The following is a 16,599-nucleotide window of genomic DNA, read 5'->3' on the forward strand; positions in this document are numbered from 1 at the left end:
CACGTTTGCTGCGCTGCAATAACCACTCGCACACAAAAGCTGCGCCGCCTGTCCAGACCTGTCACAGGGTATATGCGGAGAAACCTAGCGTAACCCCTATACTCCCGCCACTTCAATCGTCAACAAAGCTCAACACCGTGCGACGCCTATTTCTCACCGGAGCCCTGCTCTATGGCATGGCCGCCTGCGCGCTGGCGCAGAACGCCAGCCAGCCCCTGACCTTTGTCGTTCCCTACCCGGCAGGCGGCCCGCTGGACGCCTCGGCCAAGCTGCTGGCCGAGGGCGCGAAATCCGCGCTGGGCAGCATCACCGTGGCCAACAAGCCCGGCGCGGGCGGCGCCACCGGCGCGGCGCTGATCGCCCAAGCCAAGCCCGGCGAGAACCTGGTGGTGATGGGCGCCGTGGCCACGCACGCCATCCTTCCCTGGCTGTCCAAGCTGCCGTATGACGCGCAGAAGGATTTCAAGCCGCTGATCCTGGTGGCGCGGGTGCCCAACGTGCTGGTGATGACCAAGGCCCGCGCCCAGGCGCTGAACCTCAAGTCCACCGCCGACGTGGTGGCCTACCTCAAGGCCCACCCCAACGGCCTGAGCATGGGATCGGGCGGCCACGGCAGCATCGGCCACATCGCGGGCGAGATGCTCAAGACCCTGGCCAACCTGCAGATGAACAACCGCCCCTACGCCGGCGCCGCGCCCGCGCAGAAGGCGCTGCTCGGCGGCGAGGTCGACCTGGTGTTCGACAACCTGGCCTCGGCGCTGCCGCTGATCAAGTCGGGCGAGCTGGTCGCGCTGTCGGTGACCACGCCGGACCGCAACATCGCGCTGCCCAATGTGCGCAGCGTGAACGAGGAGGTGCCGGGCTTCGACGTGGCGACCTGGTTCGGCGTGTTCGCGCCGGCCTCGCTGCCCGATGCCGATGCCAAGCGCTATGCGCTGGCCTTCCAGGACGCGCTGACCGATCCGCGCTTCAAGGGCGAATACCAGAAGATGGGCATCGCGCCCGAAGACATGCGGCTGCAGGAACTGGCGCAGTACGTCAAGCAGGAAGGCCGCAAGTACCAGTTCCTCATCAAGGCCACGCGCATACAGGCCCAGGCGAACTGATACGCTCGGGCGCATGAACACTGCTGCTGCCTACGAACTTCCCCCCGGCGTCCAGGTGCTGGAGCGGGGCTGGCTGTCCGCCAACAACATCGTGCTGGCGGTGCGCCCGGGGCAGGCGGGCGTGGCCACCGTGGTCGATACCGGCTACCACACCCACGCCGCGCAGACCGTGGCCCTGGTCGAGGCCGCGCTGGCCGGCGCGCCGCTCGCGCGCATCGCCAACACCCATCTGCACAGCGACCACTGCGGCGGCAACGCCGCGCTCAAGGCCCGCTGGCCCGCGGCGCGCATCGCCATTGCGCCCGGCGAGGCCAGCGCCATCGCGGCGTGGGACGAGGCCCGGCTCAGCTATGCGCCCACCGGCCAGCACTGCCCGCGCTTTGCGTTCGATGAGCTGCTTGAGCCCGGCACCGAAACGCAACTCGGCGAGCTGCCCTGGCAGGTGCACGCGGCGCCGGGGCACGACACGCATTCGGTCATCCTGTTCGAGCCGCACAGCCGCACGCTGATCTCGGCCGATGCGCTGTGGGAGAACGGCTTCGGCGTGGTCTTCCCCGAGATCGACGGCCTCGCCGCCTTCGACGCGGTGGCCGCCACGCTGGACGTGATCGAGCGGCTGCAGCCGCGCACCGTCATCCCTGGCCATGGCGCGGTGTTCACCGACGTGGCCACGGCGCTGGCCAACGCGCGCCGCCGGCTCGACAGCTTTGTCGCCAGCCCCGGGCGCCATGCGATGCACGCCGCCAAGGTGCTGCTCAAGTACAAGCTGCTCGAATGGCAGAGCCTGCCGCTGGCCGAGGTACACGCCTGGCTGAGGGCCACGCTGGTCTTCCAGCTGCTGCACGAGCGCCACTTCGCCGGCACCGCGCCTGATGCCTGGCATGCGCAGCTCATCGACGAACTGGTGCGCTCGGGCGTGGCGCTGCGCGAGCAGGGCCGGCTGGTGAATCAGTAATCGGCCACTCTCAAAAAGAGAGCTGCTGGCGCTTGGTATACAAGGATTTCAGAAAGAAAAATATCTGGATCGATTGCAAATCAAGCGCTAGCAGCTCTCTTTTTGATATCAGGGCAGGTCCTTGGCGATCTCGATTTCGCCCAGCGGCTTGGGCCCCACGGTGCCCAGGTGGGCGCGCAGCGACTGCGGCTGGCCGCTGATGAGCGCCGCGTAGCTCGTGGTGTTGGACAGCACCTTCTTCACATAGTCGCGGGTTTCGCCGAAGGGCACGTTCTCGGCCCAGATCGCGGCGTCCAGCACCGGGCCGTTGCGCCACGAGCGCGGGCGGCCCGGTCCAGCGTTGTAGCCCGCGGCGGCCAGCGCCATCGAGCCGTCGAAATCATCCAGCGCCAGCTTCAGGTAGGCCGTGCCCAGCGTGATGTTGGTGTCGCGGTCGTTGATGGACGACGGCGTGAAATCCGCCATGCCGATCTTGCGCGCCGTCCAGCGCGCCGTGGCCGGCATGATCTGCATCAGCCCCGAGGCGCCCACGCCCGAGCGCGCATCCATGATGAAGCGGCTCTCCTGCCGGATCAGGCCGTAGACATAGGCCGGGTCAAGCCCGATCTCGCGGGCGCGCGCCACCACCGCGTCCTTGTACGGCATCGGAAAGCGCTGCTGCACGTCCACCACCGCCTTGGTGCGCTCGCTGGTGTTGATGCAGCGGTCCCACACCTGGCGCTGGCAGGCCCAGTCGGCCGCGGCCAGCAGCTCGGCGTCGGTCAGGCCGCCGGGCGTGTGCAGGTTGGTGCCGTAGTTCCACTCGCGCACGCCCTCGCTGCGCAGGCCCATGTTGATGGCGTAGAGCCCGCGCACCAGGCTCGGGTCGGCGCGCACCTTGGCCTTGGCCTGCTCGTCGATGCTGTAGGCACTGCTCTGCACCGTGATCTTCTGGCCCAATTCCTCGAGCGCCAGCTGCTCGTAGAAGCCCTGCGTCCCGGCGATCTTCTGGAACAGTTCGCGCGCCTGGCTGGCCTCGGCCTCGCTCACCTTGCCCTGCTGCAGCGCCTTGGCGCGCCAGTAGACCCAGGTGCTGTCGGCGCGGGCTTCTTCGCCCATGGCCTCGATGCTCTTGCGCACCGCCTGCCAGTTGCCGGCGCGCAAGGCGGCGCGCGCCTTCCAGGCCAGCATGTCGTCGGTCAGCCGGCTGTCCTTGCCCACGCGGGCATAGGCGGCCAGCGCATCGGACGAGAGCTTGAGCGCCTGCTCCTTGCCGATCACGCCCCAGACCCAGTCGCGCTGCTCGGCCGGCAGCGCATCGGCCCAGCGCGTGGCCATCAGCGTGGCGGCGCCGTCGGGGTTGTCGGCCGCCACGCGCACCAGCGCCAGCGTGGCCAGCTCCTGCTGGTCCTTGCCCTGCGCCTTGGCCTTGGTGAGGAACTTGGTGGGCGAATTGAGCAGCTCGCGCAGCGCCGGCAACTGCATGGGCGCGACGATCTCGACCGCCGCGCGGGCGGCGCGCGGGCGGCTCGCCTCCATCGCGATGCGCGCGCGGCGCCACACGTCGTCGGCGCCCAGCTTGCCGGCGGTGAACAGCTCGCCGGCCGCGTAGTTGCAGCCGTCCTCGTAGTCGCGCTGGGCGAACCAGTTCACCTTGACGGTGCGCGCGATCTCGTCGGCCTTGCCGCTCGACAGCATCTCCACCACGCCCGCGTAGCACTGCACCTCGCGGTCGTCGCCCATGCGGAAGGCCGGGTGCAGCGCCGCGAAATTGCTCCAGTCGCGCCGCTGGCCCAAAAGGCGCAGCCAGTCGTTGCGCAGGCGGTCCTCCTGATAGGTGCCGGCCCAGCGCGCGAGAAAGGCCTGCACCTCGTCGGCCGTGGCCTCGTTCAGCCGCGCGCGCAGCTCCCAGTAGGCGGCCCAGGGCTCCAGCACATGGCCCTGGGCGGCGGGCAATAGCTGTGTGAGCCGCAGCTTGTCGCGCTTGCGGAAGGCCTGCTGCATGTCGAGCAGCACCTCGTCGCCCGCATTCTGGGCGTGCACGGCGGGCCACAGGCTGGCACCGATCAGCGCCGCCAGCAGCGGCTTTAGCAAAATTTTCCAACGCATGGGCTGCATCACCTCGTCATTCACTGCGCAAAATGATAGCCATTCGGTGTTTGCACGAAGCCGTGCAAGGCCAATCACCGCGCTGCTTGCTGTCACAATAACAGCCACCACGAACGTGTTCATGGCCTTTTCATGGGGCCCGTTGCCACGCAAAGCCGGTGGATGCAAGGCGCAGTACCGCAGCAATAGCCCCGCTATTGCGAGGATCTGCAACGCCGCAGACGCCGGCTTTGCGTGGCAACCCCATGGGCAAGGCAGCCAAAAAGCCGCACTCGTCGTTGCCCGCCTTGCCCAGGCCACCGGCCTGGGCAGCAGCAGGCGCCTAGATTGCTGCCTTTTGCTGCCTTGCGGGCCCCATGAAAAGGCCATGAACACGTTCCAACCGCTGGAGGAGCCCTGGATGGATAAAGCAGCCCTGCGCAAAACCCTGGTGCAGCAGCGCCTGAACATGCCCGACCGGCTGCGCAAGTCGGAACAGCTGATGCAGGTGCTGCGCTTCTGGCTGACGGAGCGCACGGACACGGTGATCGGGGCCTACTGGCCCATCAAGGGCGAGTTCGATCCACTGCCCGCGCTGCACCGCTGGAAGGAAGACGGCGCGCTGATGGACGAGCCGCTCTTGCGCCGCATCGGCCTGCCGGTGGTCAATAAGCAGCACAAGACGCTCACCTTCCACGCCTGGCACCCCGGCTGCCCCATGGAGGAAGACGCCTACGGCATCCCCAAGCCCAAGGACACCGAGCTGATCGTGCCCACCCTGCTCTTCGTGCCCTGCGTGGGCTACGGCCCCGGCGGCTACCGCCTGGGCTACGGCGGCGGCTTCTACGACCGCACCCTCGCCGCGCTGGAGCCCCGCCCCTACACCGTGGGCCTGGGCTACACCAGCGGCTTCATCGATGACCTGGAACCCGAGCCGCACGACGTGCCGCTCGACGCCATCCTCAACGACAACGGCGTGGTGTGGCCGGTATAGGCTCCTGAAAAAAGAGCTGCTAGCGCTTGATACATCGGAATTTCAGATACAAAACTATCTGAAATCCATTCAAATCAAGCGCCAGCAGCTATTTTTTTGGTAGCTTGGCCGCCATCAGCGCGGCCACCTGCCCCTGCGCTATCGCATGGCCATGGGCCGCAGCCTTGGCCATCCACATCAACGATCCGGCCTGCCCTGTGCCCTCGCCGGGCTCGGCCGGCTCGCCCAGTCCCGCGGCATGCAGGATGGCCAGCCAGTGCATCGCATCGGCCTCGCCCTGCTGCGCGGCCTGCGCGAGAAAGTGCAGCGCCGCTGGCGCACAGCTGCGGCGGCGCGTGGCAGCCGCGCCCCGCGATTCGCGCAATGCCGCCAGCGCAAACAGCGCACCCAGTTCGGCCTGTGCCTGGGCATCGCCTTGGTCGGCCCGCACTAGCATCTGCACCTCGTCCTCGGCCAGGTCCAGCACCAGCAGCGGCTGCACCGCCGCATACGGCAGCATCGCCCGCCCGTTCGCCGCGCCCAGCCGCGGCACCCCGCCATCCTCGATGCGGCGCTGCCAGGTGCGAACGCTGCGCCCCGTGAGTACGGCGGCGGCATTCAGGCTGAGGGGATGCAAGGGTGGCGAGACAGCGGTCATGCGGCGATTCTATGAACGCTTATTCAACTTCTGTCATCGATTTATTTTGACAATCATTCAACTTGTCGTAATACCCCCAGCGACAGCCATCCGCTGTCGCACCCTGGGCAGCGACAAATCTTGGTTTCTTTGTAAATTCAATTACTTTCCGCACATGGCACGCGGCTTGCGCTGAATTCCTCCGCTTGGGCACCACGCCCGAACCAGGCCCCCGGGCCTGCTTTTTCACACGGAGGAGTTCAATATGAGAGTGAATCGACAACTGCAAAAGGGTTTCACCCTGATCGAACTGATGATCGTCGTGGCGATCATCGGCATCCTGGCGGCTATCGCGCTGCCGGCCTACCAGGACTACACGGCCCGCTCCAAAGTCTCGGAACTCCTCATTGCCGCCACGTCGCCGAAGTCGCTGGTGAGCGAAGCATTCCAGAGCGACGGCTTAGCAGGCGTGAAGGCTGTGGCGGCAGAGTACAACAAACGCGACGTCAAGGAGATCGAGTCCAAGTATGTGGGGAAGATCGAGATCGCCGACACCGGCGAAATCACCGTGACGTCTGCAGCAGCCGCCACCTCTGGCCTGCCGGCTGCGGCCGCAGAAGTGACGTTGGTGTTCTCGCCCAACGTACAGAAAGTAGCTCTGGCCGACAAGACGGGCGCTATCGACTGGGCCTGTGCCTCTGATGCCGCTACCACCGCCAAAACCCGTGATCTGGGCAATGCAGGTCTGGGCACCATGCCAGCCAAGTACGCGCCATCTGAGTGCCGTTAAGTACAGGCAGCAGATCTGCAAAAAAGAGCGCCTTGGCGCTCTTTTTCTTTGCGACTTACTGCTGATGGCTATCAGAGCCCTCGCCCACGCCGCTCCTGCCAGCCACCCACCAACCGATTCCACGCCGCCATGCGATCGCCGGTCGGCGTGCCGGCCGCCCCCGAGTTGCTGGCCACCAGCCGGTCGATCGCGGCATCCTGCTCCCGGCTGAATTCCTCCGGAAACATCGGCACGACGGTGACGATGCAGTCCGCAGCCTCTGCCTCGCTCATCCACGGCAGGCCCGCATTCTTGATGCGGTAGCTCAGGGAGCCCCGCCGCAGCCTCATCTGCTGCAGCCCACGGGGTGTCGGAATCTCGATCCAGCGGTTGGCCATCCAGGCAAAGCCATCGACGGGCAGTTCGCACTTCAAGGTGCCATCGGTTTCGGCCGTGAAGAACTCGTGCGGCTGCAGCTCCACGCGCAGGCGCAGTGCCAGCCCATGCTGGCGCCGCCGGCCTTGCACGCGGGCCGTGACATGGAGCAGGTCGCCAGCGCGCGCGCCGGGCGCGACCTGCACTCGGCAGCGGTACTTGCTCGCGGGGGCCTTGCCGCTGGCCGCGCAGGCGGTGCAGCCCTGGCGTGTCTTGCCATGCCCCTGGCAGGCGGTGCATTCGGCCGTAGACGCGACCCAGGCGAACCAGTGGTGCTGCCGGATATGGCCGGCGCCCTTGCATTCGCTGCACTCGGTGGTGTGCAGTTGCAGGCCACTGCCTTCGCAGTCAGCGCAGTCTTCGACCACCTCGCCCCGCACTTCCCTGACGCAGCCGGCCGCCACTTCTTCGAGCGTGAGGCTCACGGTGTGCTCGACGGTGGACTCCTCCGCAGCGGGGGCGGGCTCCTCGGCTGTAGCCTCCGGCTCGTCCCGGGCCCGGCGGATCACTTCCAGCGCCCGGTTGATACGCTGGATCTTTTGCAGCGCCTGCGGGCTGTCGTTGCGATCCGGGTGCCAGCGCGCGGACAGGCGGCGCCACGCCGCCTTCACCTCGGCATCGCTGGAGCCCGGTGCCAGGCCAAGTTCGTGGTAAGGGTCGTCGAGGTGCATGGTCTCTCTGGCGCAATCTATGTTGCAGTGCAACATGGTAGCAGGTGCAGCTTGCCGCTGCGGCCTTTTGCAAGACATCTTGCGCTCATTTTGCTTCAAACGATATAATTACAAATGAAATTAAATCAACATCACCCACCATGAGCATCGAATCCCGCCGCAACCGCCTGCTTGCAGGCAAGCCCCCGCTGCTGCGCGACGCCATTGCCGCGTCGCGCGAGCTGCTGCATGCCGCGCATCTGCTGGAGCAGCGCATAGACGCGGCGCTGGCGCCGTGCGGGCTGCACATGCGCGAGTACCTGGCGCTGCGCCTGCTGGCCGACAGCGTGCACGAGCCGCTGCGGCCCACATCGCTGTCTGTTGCGCTGGATGCCACGCGCACGCAGATCACGCGGCTGCTCGACGGGCTGGAGAAGAAGGCGCTGGTGGCGCGTTCGGCGCACGAGAGCGACCGGCGCAGCCAGCAGCTGGCGCTGACGGATGCCGGCGCCGAGGCGCTGGCCGTGGCCGTGCCGCTGGTGGAGGCGGTGTATGCCGGCACCTGGGCGCTGCTGGACGAGCAGCAGGTGCAGGCGATGGCGCGGCAGCTCGGCCAGGTGCATGTGCAGTTGCGCGCAGGCCAAGCATGACTGCCCGGCCCCTGCAGCAGCTGCTGCACCAGCAGAAGCAGCGCCTGCTGATCGCGGTGGTCTGCGCCATGGTGGGCATGGAGTTCCTCGAGAACGGGATGTTCGTGTTTGCCTCGTCGCACATCCTGGGCGCCATCGGCGCGGCGCCGCAGGAGTTTGCGCTGGTGCAGATGGCCTATGCCGTGGGCAATATGCTGATGGTGGCGCTGCAGCAGTGGCTGACGCGGCATTTCGGCTACCGCCATTACCTGCTGCTGGCGCTGGCGCTGTTCGGGCTGGGCGACATCGGCTGCGCTCTGGCCACCAACCTGCCCGAGCTGATCGCCGCGCGCATGCTCGAGGGCATGGGCGGCGGGGCGTTCTTCCTCAGCACGCGGGTGCTGATCCCGCTGCTGTTCTCGCCGTCGCTCAGGCCGCTGGCGTCGCGCTGCTTCATGCTCAGCATCTTTGGCGTGGGCGTGGTGGCGCCGGTGCTGTCGGCCACGCTGGTGGACGGCTGGGGCTGGCAGTGGGTGTTCTGGATCGTGCTGCCCATCGCGGCGGCGGCGGCCCTGGGCGTACGCTGGCTGATGCCGCGCCACCTGGGCAAGAGCGCACAGCCGGTGCGCTGGTCGCTCGTTCCCATCGTGATGTTCGTGCTGGCCGTGGGCTCGGTGCAGTGGGCGTTCTCGGAGGCGCGCTACGAGCTGTTCGACCGGCCCGAGCAGCTGGCGCTGGCCGTCCTGGCGGGCATCACGCTGCTGGGGCTGTTCAGCATCCACCAGTGGCGGCACGACGAGCCGCTGCTGCACCTGCGCGACCTGGCCAACACGGGCTTCCTGGCCGGGCTGGCGCTGTATGCGATGTACTACTTCATCGTCAATTTCAGCAACTACCTGTTTCCGCAGTTCGCGCAGCAGGGGCTGGGCATTCCGGTGGTGACCACGGGTTGGCTCAACAGCTTTGCGGGCGCGGTGTCGTTCGTGGCGGTGGTGCTGTACATCCGCTATTCGGCCCGCGTGGCCAACAAGCGGGCGATGATGATGGCCGGCTGCCTGTGCATGGCGGCGGCCGCGTGGTGGATGGCCTCGCTGCCACCGGATGCACCCATCACCGCCCTCTATGGCGCGCTGGCCGTCAAGGGGCTGTTCGGCGTGCTGATGATCCTGCCCGTGGCGGCGCTGACCTGGCGCGCGCTGGGCGACCAGCACTTCGCCAAGGGCTACCAGACCAAGAACGTGATGCGGCAGATGACGGTATCGCTGGCCTCGGCCGTGGCCGCGGTGGCGCTGCAGAACGGCCACCTGGCGCAGTACAGCAGCCTGGCCGGCCGCATCAGCCCCGCCAACCCTGCCGCCGTGCAGTGGCTGGATCAGGCGCAGCACCGCTTCGAGCAACTGGGCTACAGCGCCGGCCAGGCCCACGGCGCGGCGCTCGCGCAACTGAGCGCGCAGGTGGACAGGCAGGCCGTCTTCATCGCCTGCCAGCACCTGTACCAGGGGGTGGCGGCGATTGCCGTGGCGGCAGCGGTAATCGTCATGGTGCAGAAGCGGTTGAAATAGCTTGGGTAAACTGGGCCGTTCCTGGAGAACCCCTATGCTGCAACTCTATATCGGCAACAAGAACTACTCGTCCTGGTCCATGCGCGCCTGGGTGCTGCTGCGCCAGGCCGGCATCGTCTTCGAGGAAAAATACGTGCGCTTCGACGACTTCGGCGCCGACTCGCAATTCAAGCGCACCATGCTCGCCGTGAGCCCCACGGGCACGGTGCCGGTGCTGGTCGATGGCGACACCACCGTGTGGGACAGCCTGGCCATCGCCGAGTACGTGGCCGAGCGCTTTCCCGACAAGCAGCTGTGGCCGCAGGATGCCGCCGCCCGCGCCACGGCGCGCAGCGTGGTGGCCGAGATGCACAGCGGCTTCACCGCGCTGCGCAGCGCCTGCGGCATGAACATCGAGGCCGACCTGGCCGCGGTGGGCCGCGTGGTCTGGCGCGACAACACCGGCGTGCGCAAGAACGTGGAGCGCCTCGCGGCCATGTGGAGTGCCCTGCTCGCGCGCCACGGCGGCCCGATGCTGTTTGGCGAGTTCAGCGTGGCCGATGCCTACTACGCGCCGATATGCATGCGCCTCACAACCTACGGGCTGCCGGTGCCGGCCGAGATCGCCGCGTATGTGGAGCGGGTGCAGCAGCTGCCCGCCGTGCGCGAATGGGTGCAGGCCGCGCTGGCCGAGCACGACTTCGTGCCCGTGGACGAGCCCTACCGGGCCGAACGCTGATGCAGATCTACCTGGTGGGCGGCGCGGTGCGCGACCAGTTGCTGGGCCGCCCCGTGCACGACCACGACTGGGTGGTGGTGGGCGCCACGCCCGAGCAGATGAGCGCCCAGGGCTTCATGCCGGTGGGCAAGGACTTCCCGGTCTTTTTGCACCCCGAGACGCGCGAGGAATACGCGCTGGCCCGCACCGAGCGCAAGAGCGGGCGCGGCTACCACGGCTTCGTGGTGCACACCGCGCCCGACGTGACGCTGGAAGAAGACCTGGCGCGGCGCGACCTCACTATCAATGCAATAGCTGCCCCCGCAGACTGGACGAGCGCTAGCGAGCTATTTGACCCCTATAACGGCCAGCAGGATCTGCAGCACAAGGTGCTGCGCCATGTGACCGACGCCTTCCGCGAAGACCCGGTGCGCATCCTGCGGCTGGCGCGCTTTGCGGCGCGCTTTCACGACTTTGCCGTCGCGCCCGAGACCCTGGCGCTGATGCGCGCCATGGTGGCCGACGGCGAGGCCGACCACCTGGTGCCCGAGCGCGTGTGGCAGGAGCTGGCGCGCGGCCTGATGGAGCCGCGCCCCTCGCGCATGTTCGAGGTGCTGCGCGAGTGCGGCGCGCTGGCCGTGCTGCTGCCCGAGCTGGACCGCCTGTGGGGCGTGCCGCAGCGCGCCGACTACCACCCCGAGATCGACACCGGCGTACACGCGATGATGGTGATCGACCGCGCTGCCGCGCTGCAGGCCCCGCTGCCGGTGCGCTGGGCCTGCCTGGGCCACGACCTGGGCAAGGGCACCACGCCCGCCGACATGCTGCCGCGCCACATCGGCCACGATGCGCGCAGCGTGGAGCTGCTCAAGCCCTTGCACCAGCGCCTGCGTGTGCCCAATGACTGCGCCGAGCTGGCCCTGGCCGTGGCCGCCGAGCACGGCAACATCCATGGCAGCGGCCAGTTCTCGCCCGGCGCCATCGTGCGGCTGCTGGAGCGCTGCGACGCCTTCCGCAAGCCCGCGCGCTTTGCCGATGCGCTGCTGGCCTGCCAGTGCGATGCGCAGGGCCGCCTGGGCCTGGAAGCGCAGCCCTACCCGCAGCGCGCCGCGTTGCTGGCGCACCTGGCGGCCGCGCAGGCGGTGGACACGGCCGAGGTGGCCGCGCAGGCCGCCCGGCAGGGCAGGAAGGGCGCGGAGATCGGCGCCCAGGTGCATGACGCGCGCATCCGCGCGGTGGCCCAGGCCATGCAGCACTGAGTCATACAACAGTCATCAATACGTCACACCCGCCACAGATACTCGGCGCGCAAGCGAGCAACGGCGGAGAAGCAGACCAGCAAGCATCACCGAGTGCGTTCACCCCGTTGTCGCGCAACCAACAACGACTGACCCACGGAGTGAATTTGCCATGTCTGAAGTTATGACCTCGCGCCGCCGCCTCTTGCAACTGCTGGGCGGCGCGCCGCTGCTGCCGCTGTCGTCCGCCCTGTCTGCCGCCGGCGTGCTGTCCGCCTGCGGCGGCGGCGACGATACGCAAGCCGCCTTCAAGTCGGTGAGCTTCTCGAACATGCCGGCCCCCACCCTGGCCAAGCCCACCGAGATGGCAACCACCACCACCAGCGCGGTGATGAGCATCCTGTACGCCGACAACAGCACCCGCGACGTGAAGCTGGCCTATGAGCCCTTCTTCGTGAGCGGCGACCTGGTGTCCGACGGCAAGGGCGGCAAGATCCTGGCCGGCGGCTATGTGGACATCAACCACCAGCCCATCATCGACACCACCGTGCCCGGCAGCGAGCGCCAGTTCTTCTCGGATGCACCGGACGGCACCTCGCTGCTGACCGTGGCCGACGCCAAGGTCGACGGCGTGAAGGGCAAGCCGGTGTTCGCCGTGGTGCAGTTCGAATACACCACCTGGGCGCAGGACGGCAAGACCGACATGTACGGCAAGCTGCCCTCGCCGATCGCCGTGCTCACGCTGGACCAGGACCAGACCACCGGCAAGCTCAGCCTCGTCAAGTACCACAACGTGGACACCTCGAAGGTGCACGGCCTGTGGATCACCTGCGGCGCCAGCCTGTCGCCCTGGGGCACGCACCTGTCCAGCGAAGAGTACGAGCCCGATGCCTTCACCGCCGCCAGCAATTCGCAGTTCAAGGCCTACAGCAAGAACCTGTACGGCAGCGAGACGGCGGCCAACCCCTACCACTACGGCCACATGCCCGAGGTCACCGTCAACAAGGACGGCACGGCCAGCATCAAGAAGCACTTCTGCATGGGCCGCATCTCGCACGAGCTGGTGCAGGTGATGCCCGACCAGCGCACCGCGCTGATGGGCGACGACGCCACCAACAGCGCCTATTTCGTGTTCGTGGCCGACCGGGAGAAGGACCTGTCCTCGGGCACGCTGTATGCCGCCAAGGTGGGCGCGGGCTTCTCCATCACCCCCGGCGCCGCCGGCGCGCCGCTGACCTGGATCAAGCTCGGCTCGGCCAGCAGCAGCGAGATCGAGAACCTGGCCAACACGCTCAAGCCCACCGACATCATGGCCGTGGCGAGCAAGGACCCCGAGGACGCCAGCTTCACCAAGATCGTGGCCAACGGCAAGACCGAGTGGATCAAGCTGAACCCCGGCATGGAGAAGGCCGCCGCCTTCCTCGAAACCCACCGCTACGCCGCCTACCTGGGCGCCAGCATGGGCTTCACCAAGATGGAAGGCACGACCGTCAATGCCAAGGACAAGATCGCCTACTCTGCGCTGCAGAACTGCGAGAAATCGATGGTGGCGGGCGACGCGGCCAACGTGCCAGGCAACGGCGTCTCCATCCCCAAGACCTTGAAGGCCGGCGCCGTGATGGCGCTGAACCTGCGTGGCGGCCAGAAGGACTCCGGCGGCGCCACCATCAACAGCGAGTGGATGCCGGTGGACACCAAGGCCCTGCTCGCGGGCGAGGATATTGCCGCCGACGCGCTGGGCAACACCGGCAACCCGAACAAGATCTGCAACCCCGACAACCTCAAGTTCTCGGAGAAGCTGCGTACCCTCTTCATCGGCGAGGACAGCGGCCAGCACGTGAACAACTTCCTATGGGCCTACAACGTCGACACCAAGCAGCTGTCGCGCATCCTGTCGATCCCGGCGGGTGGCGAATCGACCGGCCTGCACGCGGTGGACGAGATCAACGGCTGGACCTACATCATGAGCAACTTCCAGCACGCGGGCGACTGGGGCAGCATCCACAGCGTGGTCAAGGACCAGCTCGACCCGCTGATCAAGGCCAACTACAAGAACAAGTTCGGCGCCGCCGTGGGCTACCTCACCGGCTCGCCGCAGGCCATCAAGCTCTGAGCCACACGCACTCCAGCCCCAAGGCCATCTTCGGATGGCCTTTTTTTGTGAGCGCCGAGCTACTGCACCCGCACGTCAAAGCCCAGGGCTTCGGCGATGGTGATGGTCTGCTCGATGGTGATGATCGCGTTCTTGAGCTGCGCGTTGCCCGGCTCCAGCGCGCTCAGGTCGCTGCCCCGCAGGTCGCAGCCGGAGAAGTCGGCGCTGTGCAGCCAGGCGCCCGACAGATCGGCGTCCCGGATCGAGCCGCCCTGGCAGCGCGCGCCCGTCAGGTCGGCCTCCCGCAGCCGGGTGCGCGAGAAAGCCGCGCGGCGCAGGTCCGCCCCCGGCAGGCCGACGAAGGCCCAGTCGCCGTCCGCCACCTGCAGGTGGTGGAACTGGCAGTCGTCGAACATGCTCCCCAGCAGCTTGCACCCGGTGAACCTGGCATCGAAGAAATTGCAGGACACGAAGGTGCAGTTCACAAAGGCGCTGGACTGGTGCACGGAGGCGTTGAAGCGCGCCCGCCGGAAGGTGCACTCCTGGAAGACGCAGCCGCTGCTCTGCGCCTCGGTCATGTCCAGGTCGAGAAACAGCGTCTGGCCGTACTCCTCGCGCTCGAGTTCGCGGCGGTACCAGTCGGCGCCGGTGACCGTGTGGTTCGTGGGCGGTGCCGGCTCTCCGTACTTTCTGTCTGCCATGGCTTGCTTTCTGTGGGCGGCTCAACACAGCGAATGGGCCAGGCCGCGGCAGACGCTGCTCACGAGGAGCGCGAATGCCAGCGCGGCCATGGCCGCCACGGCCGCGATCACGATGGGTGCCTTGCGCATGCGAGCCTTCTTCGCCGTTGGATGGGCCGCCATCATGGCACAGCGCTCCTGCATGCCCTGCGCGAAACATCCTACGGCGCTGCCCGGGCGATGACTACCCCCAACGCGCAGCGGCGTGCGTAGCATGGTTATCAAGGCAGGCGAGGTTCTCACCACCACGGAATGGGTGCATCGCAGCCTTTTTTCTTTGGCTCAACATTTCCATCCTCAGGAGGACAACATGGACACCACCAACACCGTCTCCAGCGTCATTTCTTCGGACAAGGTCAACGGCACGAACGTGTACAACCCCGCCGGCGACAAGCTCGGCTCGATCGACTCGCTGATGATCGACAAGCTCTCGGGCAAGGTCCGCTACGCCGTCATGGAATTCGGCGGCTTCCTGGGCATGGGCACCGATGTCTATCCGCTGCCGTGGGAAACCCTCAAGTACGACCCCGACATGGGCGGCTACGTGGTCTCGCTGGCCAAGGAGCAGCTGGAACAGGCGCCCCGCTACGAGCGCGCCACCACGCCCGAATACGACGAGGCCTACGGCCGCAAGGTGAACGACTACTACGGCGTACCGTGGATCTACTGACGGCGCGCGGCGGCTTGCACGTCCCTGGCCGCACCCGCACGGGTGAGGCCTCTCCCAGACCGGAGTAGCATCCCGCTATCCAGCACAAGGAGAGACCATGGGGCGAGCAATGACCATCCTGGCGGCCATCGGTATCGTGGCCGCCGCGTATTTCGCGTACCGGTACGGGGTGTTCTAAGCGCCGGGCGCCCAGCTCTCGCATGAGGGCGGGGTGTTGTATGGGCGGCGATAGACCAACGGATTAAAAGTCCGTTGCTCATGCTCGCTTTTTGAGCTGCCTATGCGGCAGCGAACGGACAACTGATGGTGAGCGGCGATGCTGGCCATTTCTAAGCTGCCTATGCGGCAGTGAACCCCGCGCGAGCCGATCACGCCCCTGCCTGCTGTTTCTAAGCTGCCTATGCGGCAGTGAACATCGTGGCGTCCATCGCATTCGTCTTGCTGCATTTCTAAGCTGCCTATGCGGCAGTGAACCTTGATGGAGAAGCGGGCCAGCTTGTGCTTGATTTCTAAGCTGCCTATGCGGCAGTGAACACCAGCTTTGCCTTGAGCATCTGCCATGCATTTTTCTAAGCTGCCTATGCGGCAGTGAACCTGACGGCTCAGGCTCTGGCGGTGGCAGTAACTTTCTAAGCTGCCTATGCGGCAGTGAACGGCCCAAGGGCAGCAAGGCCATCATCGCCGTTTTTCTAAGCTGCCTATGCGGCAGTGAACGCTGAAATGCATGTCATGGTTGAGCAGCACGATTTCTAAGCTGCCTATGCGGCAGTGAACTCGGTGGGCAGCGTCACCTTGGCGCGCAGGAATTTCTAAGCTGCCTATGCGGCAGTGAACTGCCCCGTGCCGTCGCCGCCGGCATTGTGGATTTTCTAAGCTGCCTATGCGGCAGTGAACCGCCCTTGCCGTGGTGTTTGTCGGGCTCGGCCTTTCTAAGCTGCCTATGCGGCAGTGAACCGGTGGCGCCCAGTTGTCTGAGCAATATCGTATTTCTAAGCTGCCTATGCGGCAGTGAACAGGTGCGATACGGTCGTTGAGGCCTTCACCGTTTTCTAAGCTGCCTATGCGGCAGTGAACCCTTGCCGTCGTACTGGGCCATCAGCAGGAATTTTCTAAGCTGCCTATGCGGCAGTGAACTTTCATGCCCTCCCCCAGGCGGGGCACCAGGCTTTCTAAGCTGCCTATGCGGCAGTGAACGCCTCGGCGCTGACCTGGTTGTCCAGGCGTGTTTTCTAAGCTGCCTATGCGGCAGTGAACGGTGCCGACGCCAAGGCCAAGCTGCGCAAGATTTTCTAAGCTGCCTATGCGGCAGTGAACAACATCCGGCGGCTGATCGAGTCGCCCAGCTGTTTCTAAGCTGCCTATGCGGCAGTGAACCCGAT

At 66.5% G+C, this 16,599-nt stretch carries 14 protein-coding genes and 1 CRISPR repeat array (1 of these 15 only partly in view); of the genes, 10 read left to right on the forward strand and 4 right to left on the reverse strand.

Going from position 1 to position 16,599, the window contains the following annotated elements:
- Window positions 1-137: 137 nt before the first annotated feature.
- Together ACYVKR_RS02075 and ACYVKR_RS02080 are read left to right on the forward strand one after the other, a co-directional pair.
- Window positions 138-1,106 (forward strand): Bug family tripartite tricarboxylate transporter substrate binding protein, encoded by a 969-nt coding sequence (locus tag ACYVKR_RS02075; RefSeq protein WP_460479055.1) that lies wholly within the window; start codon window positions 138-140, stop codon window positions 1,104-1,106.
- Between the two features lie 13 nt (window positions 1,107-1,119).
- Window positions 1,120-2,061 (forward strand): MBL fold metallo-hydrolase, encoded by a 942-nt coding sequence (locus tag ACYVKR_RS02080; RefSeq protein WP_460479056.1) that lies wholly within the window; start codon window positions 1,120-1,122, stop codon window positions 2,059-2,061.
- 108 nt (window positions 2,062-2,169) lie between these two features.
- Here the strand turns inward: ACYVKR_RS02080 and ACYVKR_RS02085 are convergent, their stop codons facing one another.
- A complete protein-coding gene (locus tag ACYVKR_RS02085; protein ID WP_460479057.1) occupies window positions 2,170-4,149 on the reverse strand; it encodes a lytic transglycosylase domain-containing protein in 1,980 nt (659 codons plus the stop codon).
- 400 nt (window positions 4,150-4,549) lie between these two features.
- Here ACYVKR_RS02085 and ACYVKR_RS02090 point away from each other — a divergent pair, with 400 nt between their 5' ends.
- Window positions 4,550-5,122 carry a 5-formyltetrahydrofolate cyclo-ligase gene (locus tag ACYVKR_RS02090; RefSeq protein WP_460479121.1) on the forward strand — a complete coding sequence of 191 codons (573 nt, stop codon included), beginning with the start codon at window positions 4,550-4,552 and terminating at the stop codon, window positions 5,120-5,122.
- Between the two features lie 88 nt (window positions 5,123-5,210).
- On the opposite strand, the gene ACYVKR_RS02095 is transcribed toward ACYVKR_RS02090, so the two are convergent.
- Window positions 5,211-5,759, reverse strand: a complete 549-nt coding sequence (locus ACYVKR_RS02095; protein WP_460479058.1) for an SEL1-like repeat protein — start codon at window positions 5,757-5,759, stop codon at window positions 5,211-5,213.
- Between the two features lie 244 nt (window positions 5,760-6,003).
- Between ACYVKR_RS02095 and ACYVKR_RS02100 the strand changes: the two genes are divergently transcribed.
- Window positions 6,004-6,528, forward strand: coding sequence for a pilin (locus ACYVKR_RS02100; RefSeq protein WP_460479059.1), 525 nt, complete (start codon window positions 6,004-6,006; stop codon window positions 6,526-6,528).
- Window positions 6,529-6,599: 71 nt separating this feature from the next.
- Here the strand turns inward: ACYVKR_RS02100 and ACYVKR_RS02105 are convergent, their stop codons facing one another.
- A complete protein-coding gene (locus tag ACYVKR_RS02105) occupies window positions 6,600-7,646 on the reverse strand; it encodes a DnaJ domain-containing protein (RefSeq protein ID WP_460479060.1) in 1,047 nt (348 codons plus the stop codon).
- Between the two features lie 107 nt (window positions 7,647-7,753).
- Between ACYVKR_RS02105 and ACYVKR_RS02110 the strand changes: the two genes are divergently transcribed.
- The 5 genes from ACYVKR_RS02110 (at window position 7,754) to ACYVKR_RS02130 (ending at window position 13,831) form a co-directional block, all read left to right on the forward strand.
- On the forward strand, window positions 7,754-8,242 hold the full coding sequence (locus ACYVKR_RS02110) for a MarR family winged helix-turn-helix transcriptional regulator (protein ID WP_460479061.1): 489 nt from the start codon (window positions 7,754-7,756) through the stop codon (window positions 8,240-8,242).
- Window positions 8,239-9,783 carry an MFS transporter gene (locus ACYVKR_RS02115; protein WP_460479062.1) on the forward strand — a complete coding sequence of 515 codons (1,545 nt, stop codon included), beginning with the start codon at window positions 8,239-8,241 and terminating at the stop codon, window positions 9,781-9,783. The genes ACYVKR_RS02110 and ACYVKR_RS02115 overlap by 4 nt, the downstream gene beginning before the upstream one ends.
- Window positions 9,784-9,817: 34 nt before the next feature.
- A complete protein-coding gene (locus tag ACYVKR_RS02120; protein ID WP_460479063.1) occupies window positions 9,818-10,501 on the forward strand; it encodes a glutathione S-transferase family protein in 684 nt (227 codons plus the stop codon).
- A complete protein-coding gene (locus ACYVKR_RS02125; RefSeq protein ID WP_460479064.1) occupies window positions 10,501-11,739 on the forward strand; it encodes a multifunctional CCA addition/repair protein in 1,239 nt (412 codons plus the stop codon). The genes ACYVKR_RS02120 and ACYVKR_RS02125 overlap by 1 nt, the downstream gene beginning before the upstream one ends.
- Before the next feature lie 151 nt (window positions 11,740-11,890).
- Entirely contained in the window at window positions 11,891-13,831 is a 1,941-nt protein-coding gene (locus tag ACYVKR_RS02130; protein ID WP_460479065.1) for a PhoX family protein, read from the forward strand.
- Between the two features lie 59 nt (window positions 13,832-13,890).
- Here ACYVKR_RS02130 and ACYVKR_RS02135 read toward each other — a convergent pair whose 3' ends face one another.
- Window positions 13,891-14,511, reverse strand: a complete 621-nt coding sequence (locus tag ACYVKR_RS02135; RefSeq protein ID WP_460479066.1) for a pentapeptide repeat-containing protein — start codon at window positions 14,509-14,511, stop codon at window positions 13,891-13,893.
- A gap of 349 nt (window positions 14,512-14,860) precedes the next feature.
- Here ACYVKR_RS02135 and ACYVKR_RS02140 point away from each other — a divergent pair, with 349 nt between their 5' ends.
- Window positions 14,861-15,220, forward strand: coding sequence for a PRC-barrel domain-containing protein (locus ACYVKR_RS02140; protein WP_460479067.1), 360 nt, complete (start codon window positions 14,861-14,863; stop codon window positions 15,218-15,220).
- 266 nt (window positions 15,221-15,486) lie between these two features.
- Window positions 15,487-16,599: a CRISPR direct-repeat array (repeat unit 28 nt; unit sequence TTTCTAAGCTGCCTATGCGGCAGTGAAC) (it continues 1,916 nt past the right edge of the window).

The sequence above is a fragment of the Comamonas humi genome (assembly GCF_054782535.1).

Bases quoted from the DNA above. Each gene is read 5' to 3' on its own strand.
- ACYVKR_RS02095 (WP_460479058.1), bottom strand. From the start codon at position 5,759: ATGACCGCTGTCTCGCCACCCTTGCATCCCCTCAGCCTGAATGCCGCC.
- ACYVKR_RS02090 (WP_460479121.1), top strand. From the start codon at position 4,550: ATGGATAAAGCAGCCCTGCGCAAAACCCTGGTGCAGCAGCGCCTGAAC.
- ACYVKR_RS02110 (WP_460479061.1), top strand. From the start codon at position 7,754: ATGAGCATCGAATCCCGCCGCAACCGCCTGCTTGCAGGCAAGCCCCCG.
- ACYVKR_RS02100 (WP_460479059.1), top strand. From the start codon at position 6,004: ATGAGAGTGAATCGACAACTGCAAAAGGGTTTCACCCTGATCGAACTG.
- ACYVKR_RS02125 (WP_460479064.1), top strand. From the start codon at position 10,501: ATGCAGATCTACCTGGTGGGCGGCGCGGTGCGCGACCAGTTGCTGGGC.
- ACYVKR_RS02085 (WP_460479057.1), bottom strand. From the start codon at position 4,149: ATGCGTTGGAAAATTTTGCTAAAGCCGCTGCTGGCGGCGCTGATCGGT.
- ACYVKR_RS02115 (WP_460479062.1), top strand. From the start codon at position 8,239: ATGACTGCCCGGCCCCTGCAGCAGCTGCTGCACCAGCAGAAGCAGCGC.
- ACYVKR_RS02135 (WP_460479066.1), bottom strand. From the start codon at position 14,511: ATGGCAGACAGAAAGTACGGAGAGCCGGCACCGCCCACGAACCACACG.
- ACYVKR_RS02130 (WP_460479065.1), top strand. From the start codon at position 11,891: ATGTCTGAAGTTATGACCTCGCGCCGCCGCCTCTTGCAACTGCTGGGC.
- ACYVKR_RS02080 (WP_460479056.1), top strand. From the start codon at position 1,120: ATGAACACTGCTGCTGCCTACGAACTTCCCCCCGGCGTCCAGGTGCTG.
- ACYVKR_RS02140 (WP_460479067.1), top strand. From the start codon at position 14,861: ATGGACACCACCAACACCGTCTCCAGCGTCATTTCTTCGGACAAGGTC.
- ACYVKR_RS02120 (WP_460479063.1), top strand. From the start codon at position 9,818: ATGCTGCAACTCTATATCGGCAACAAGAACTACTCGTCCTGGTCCATG.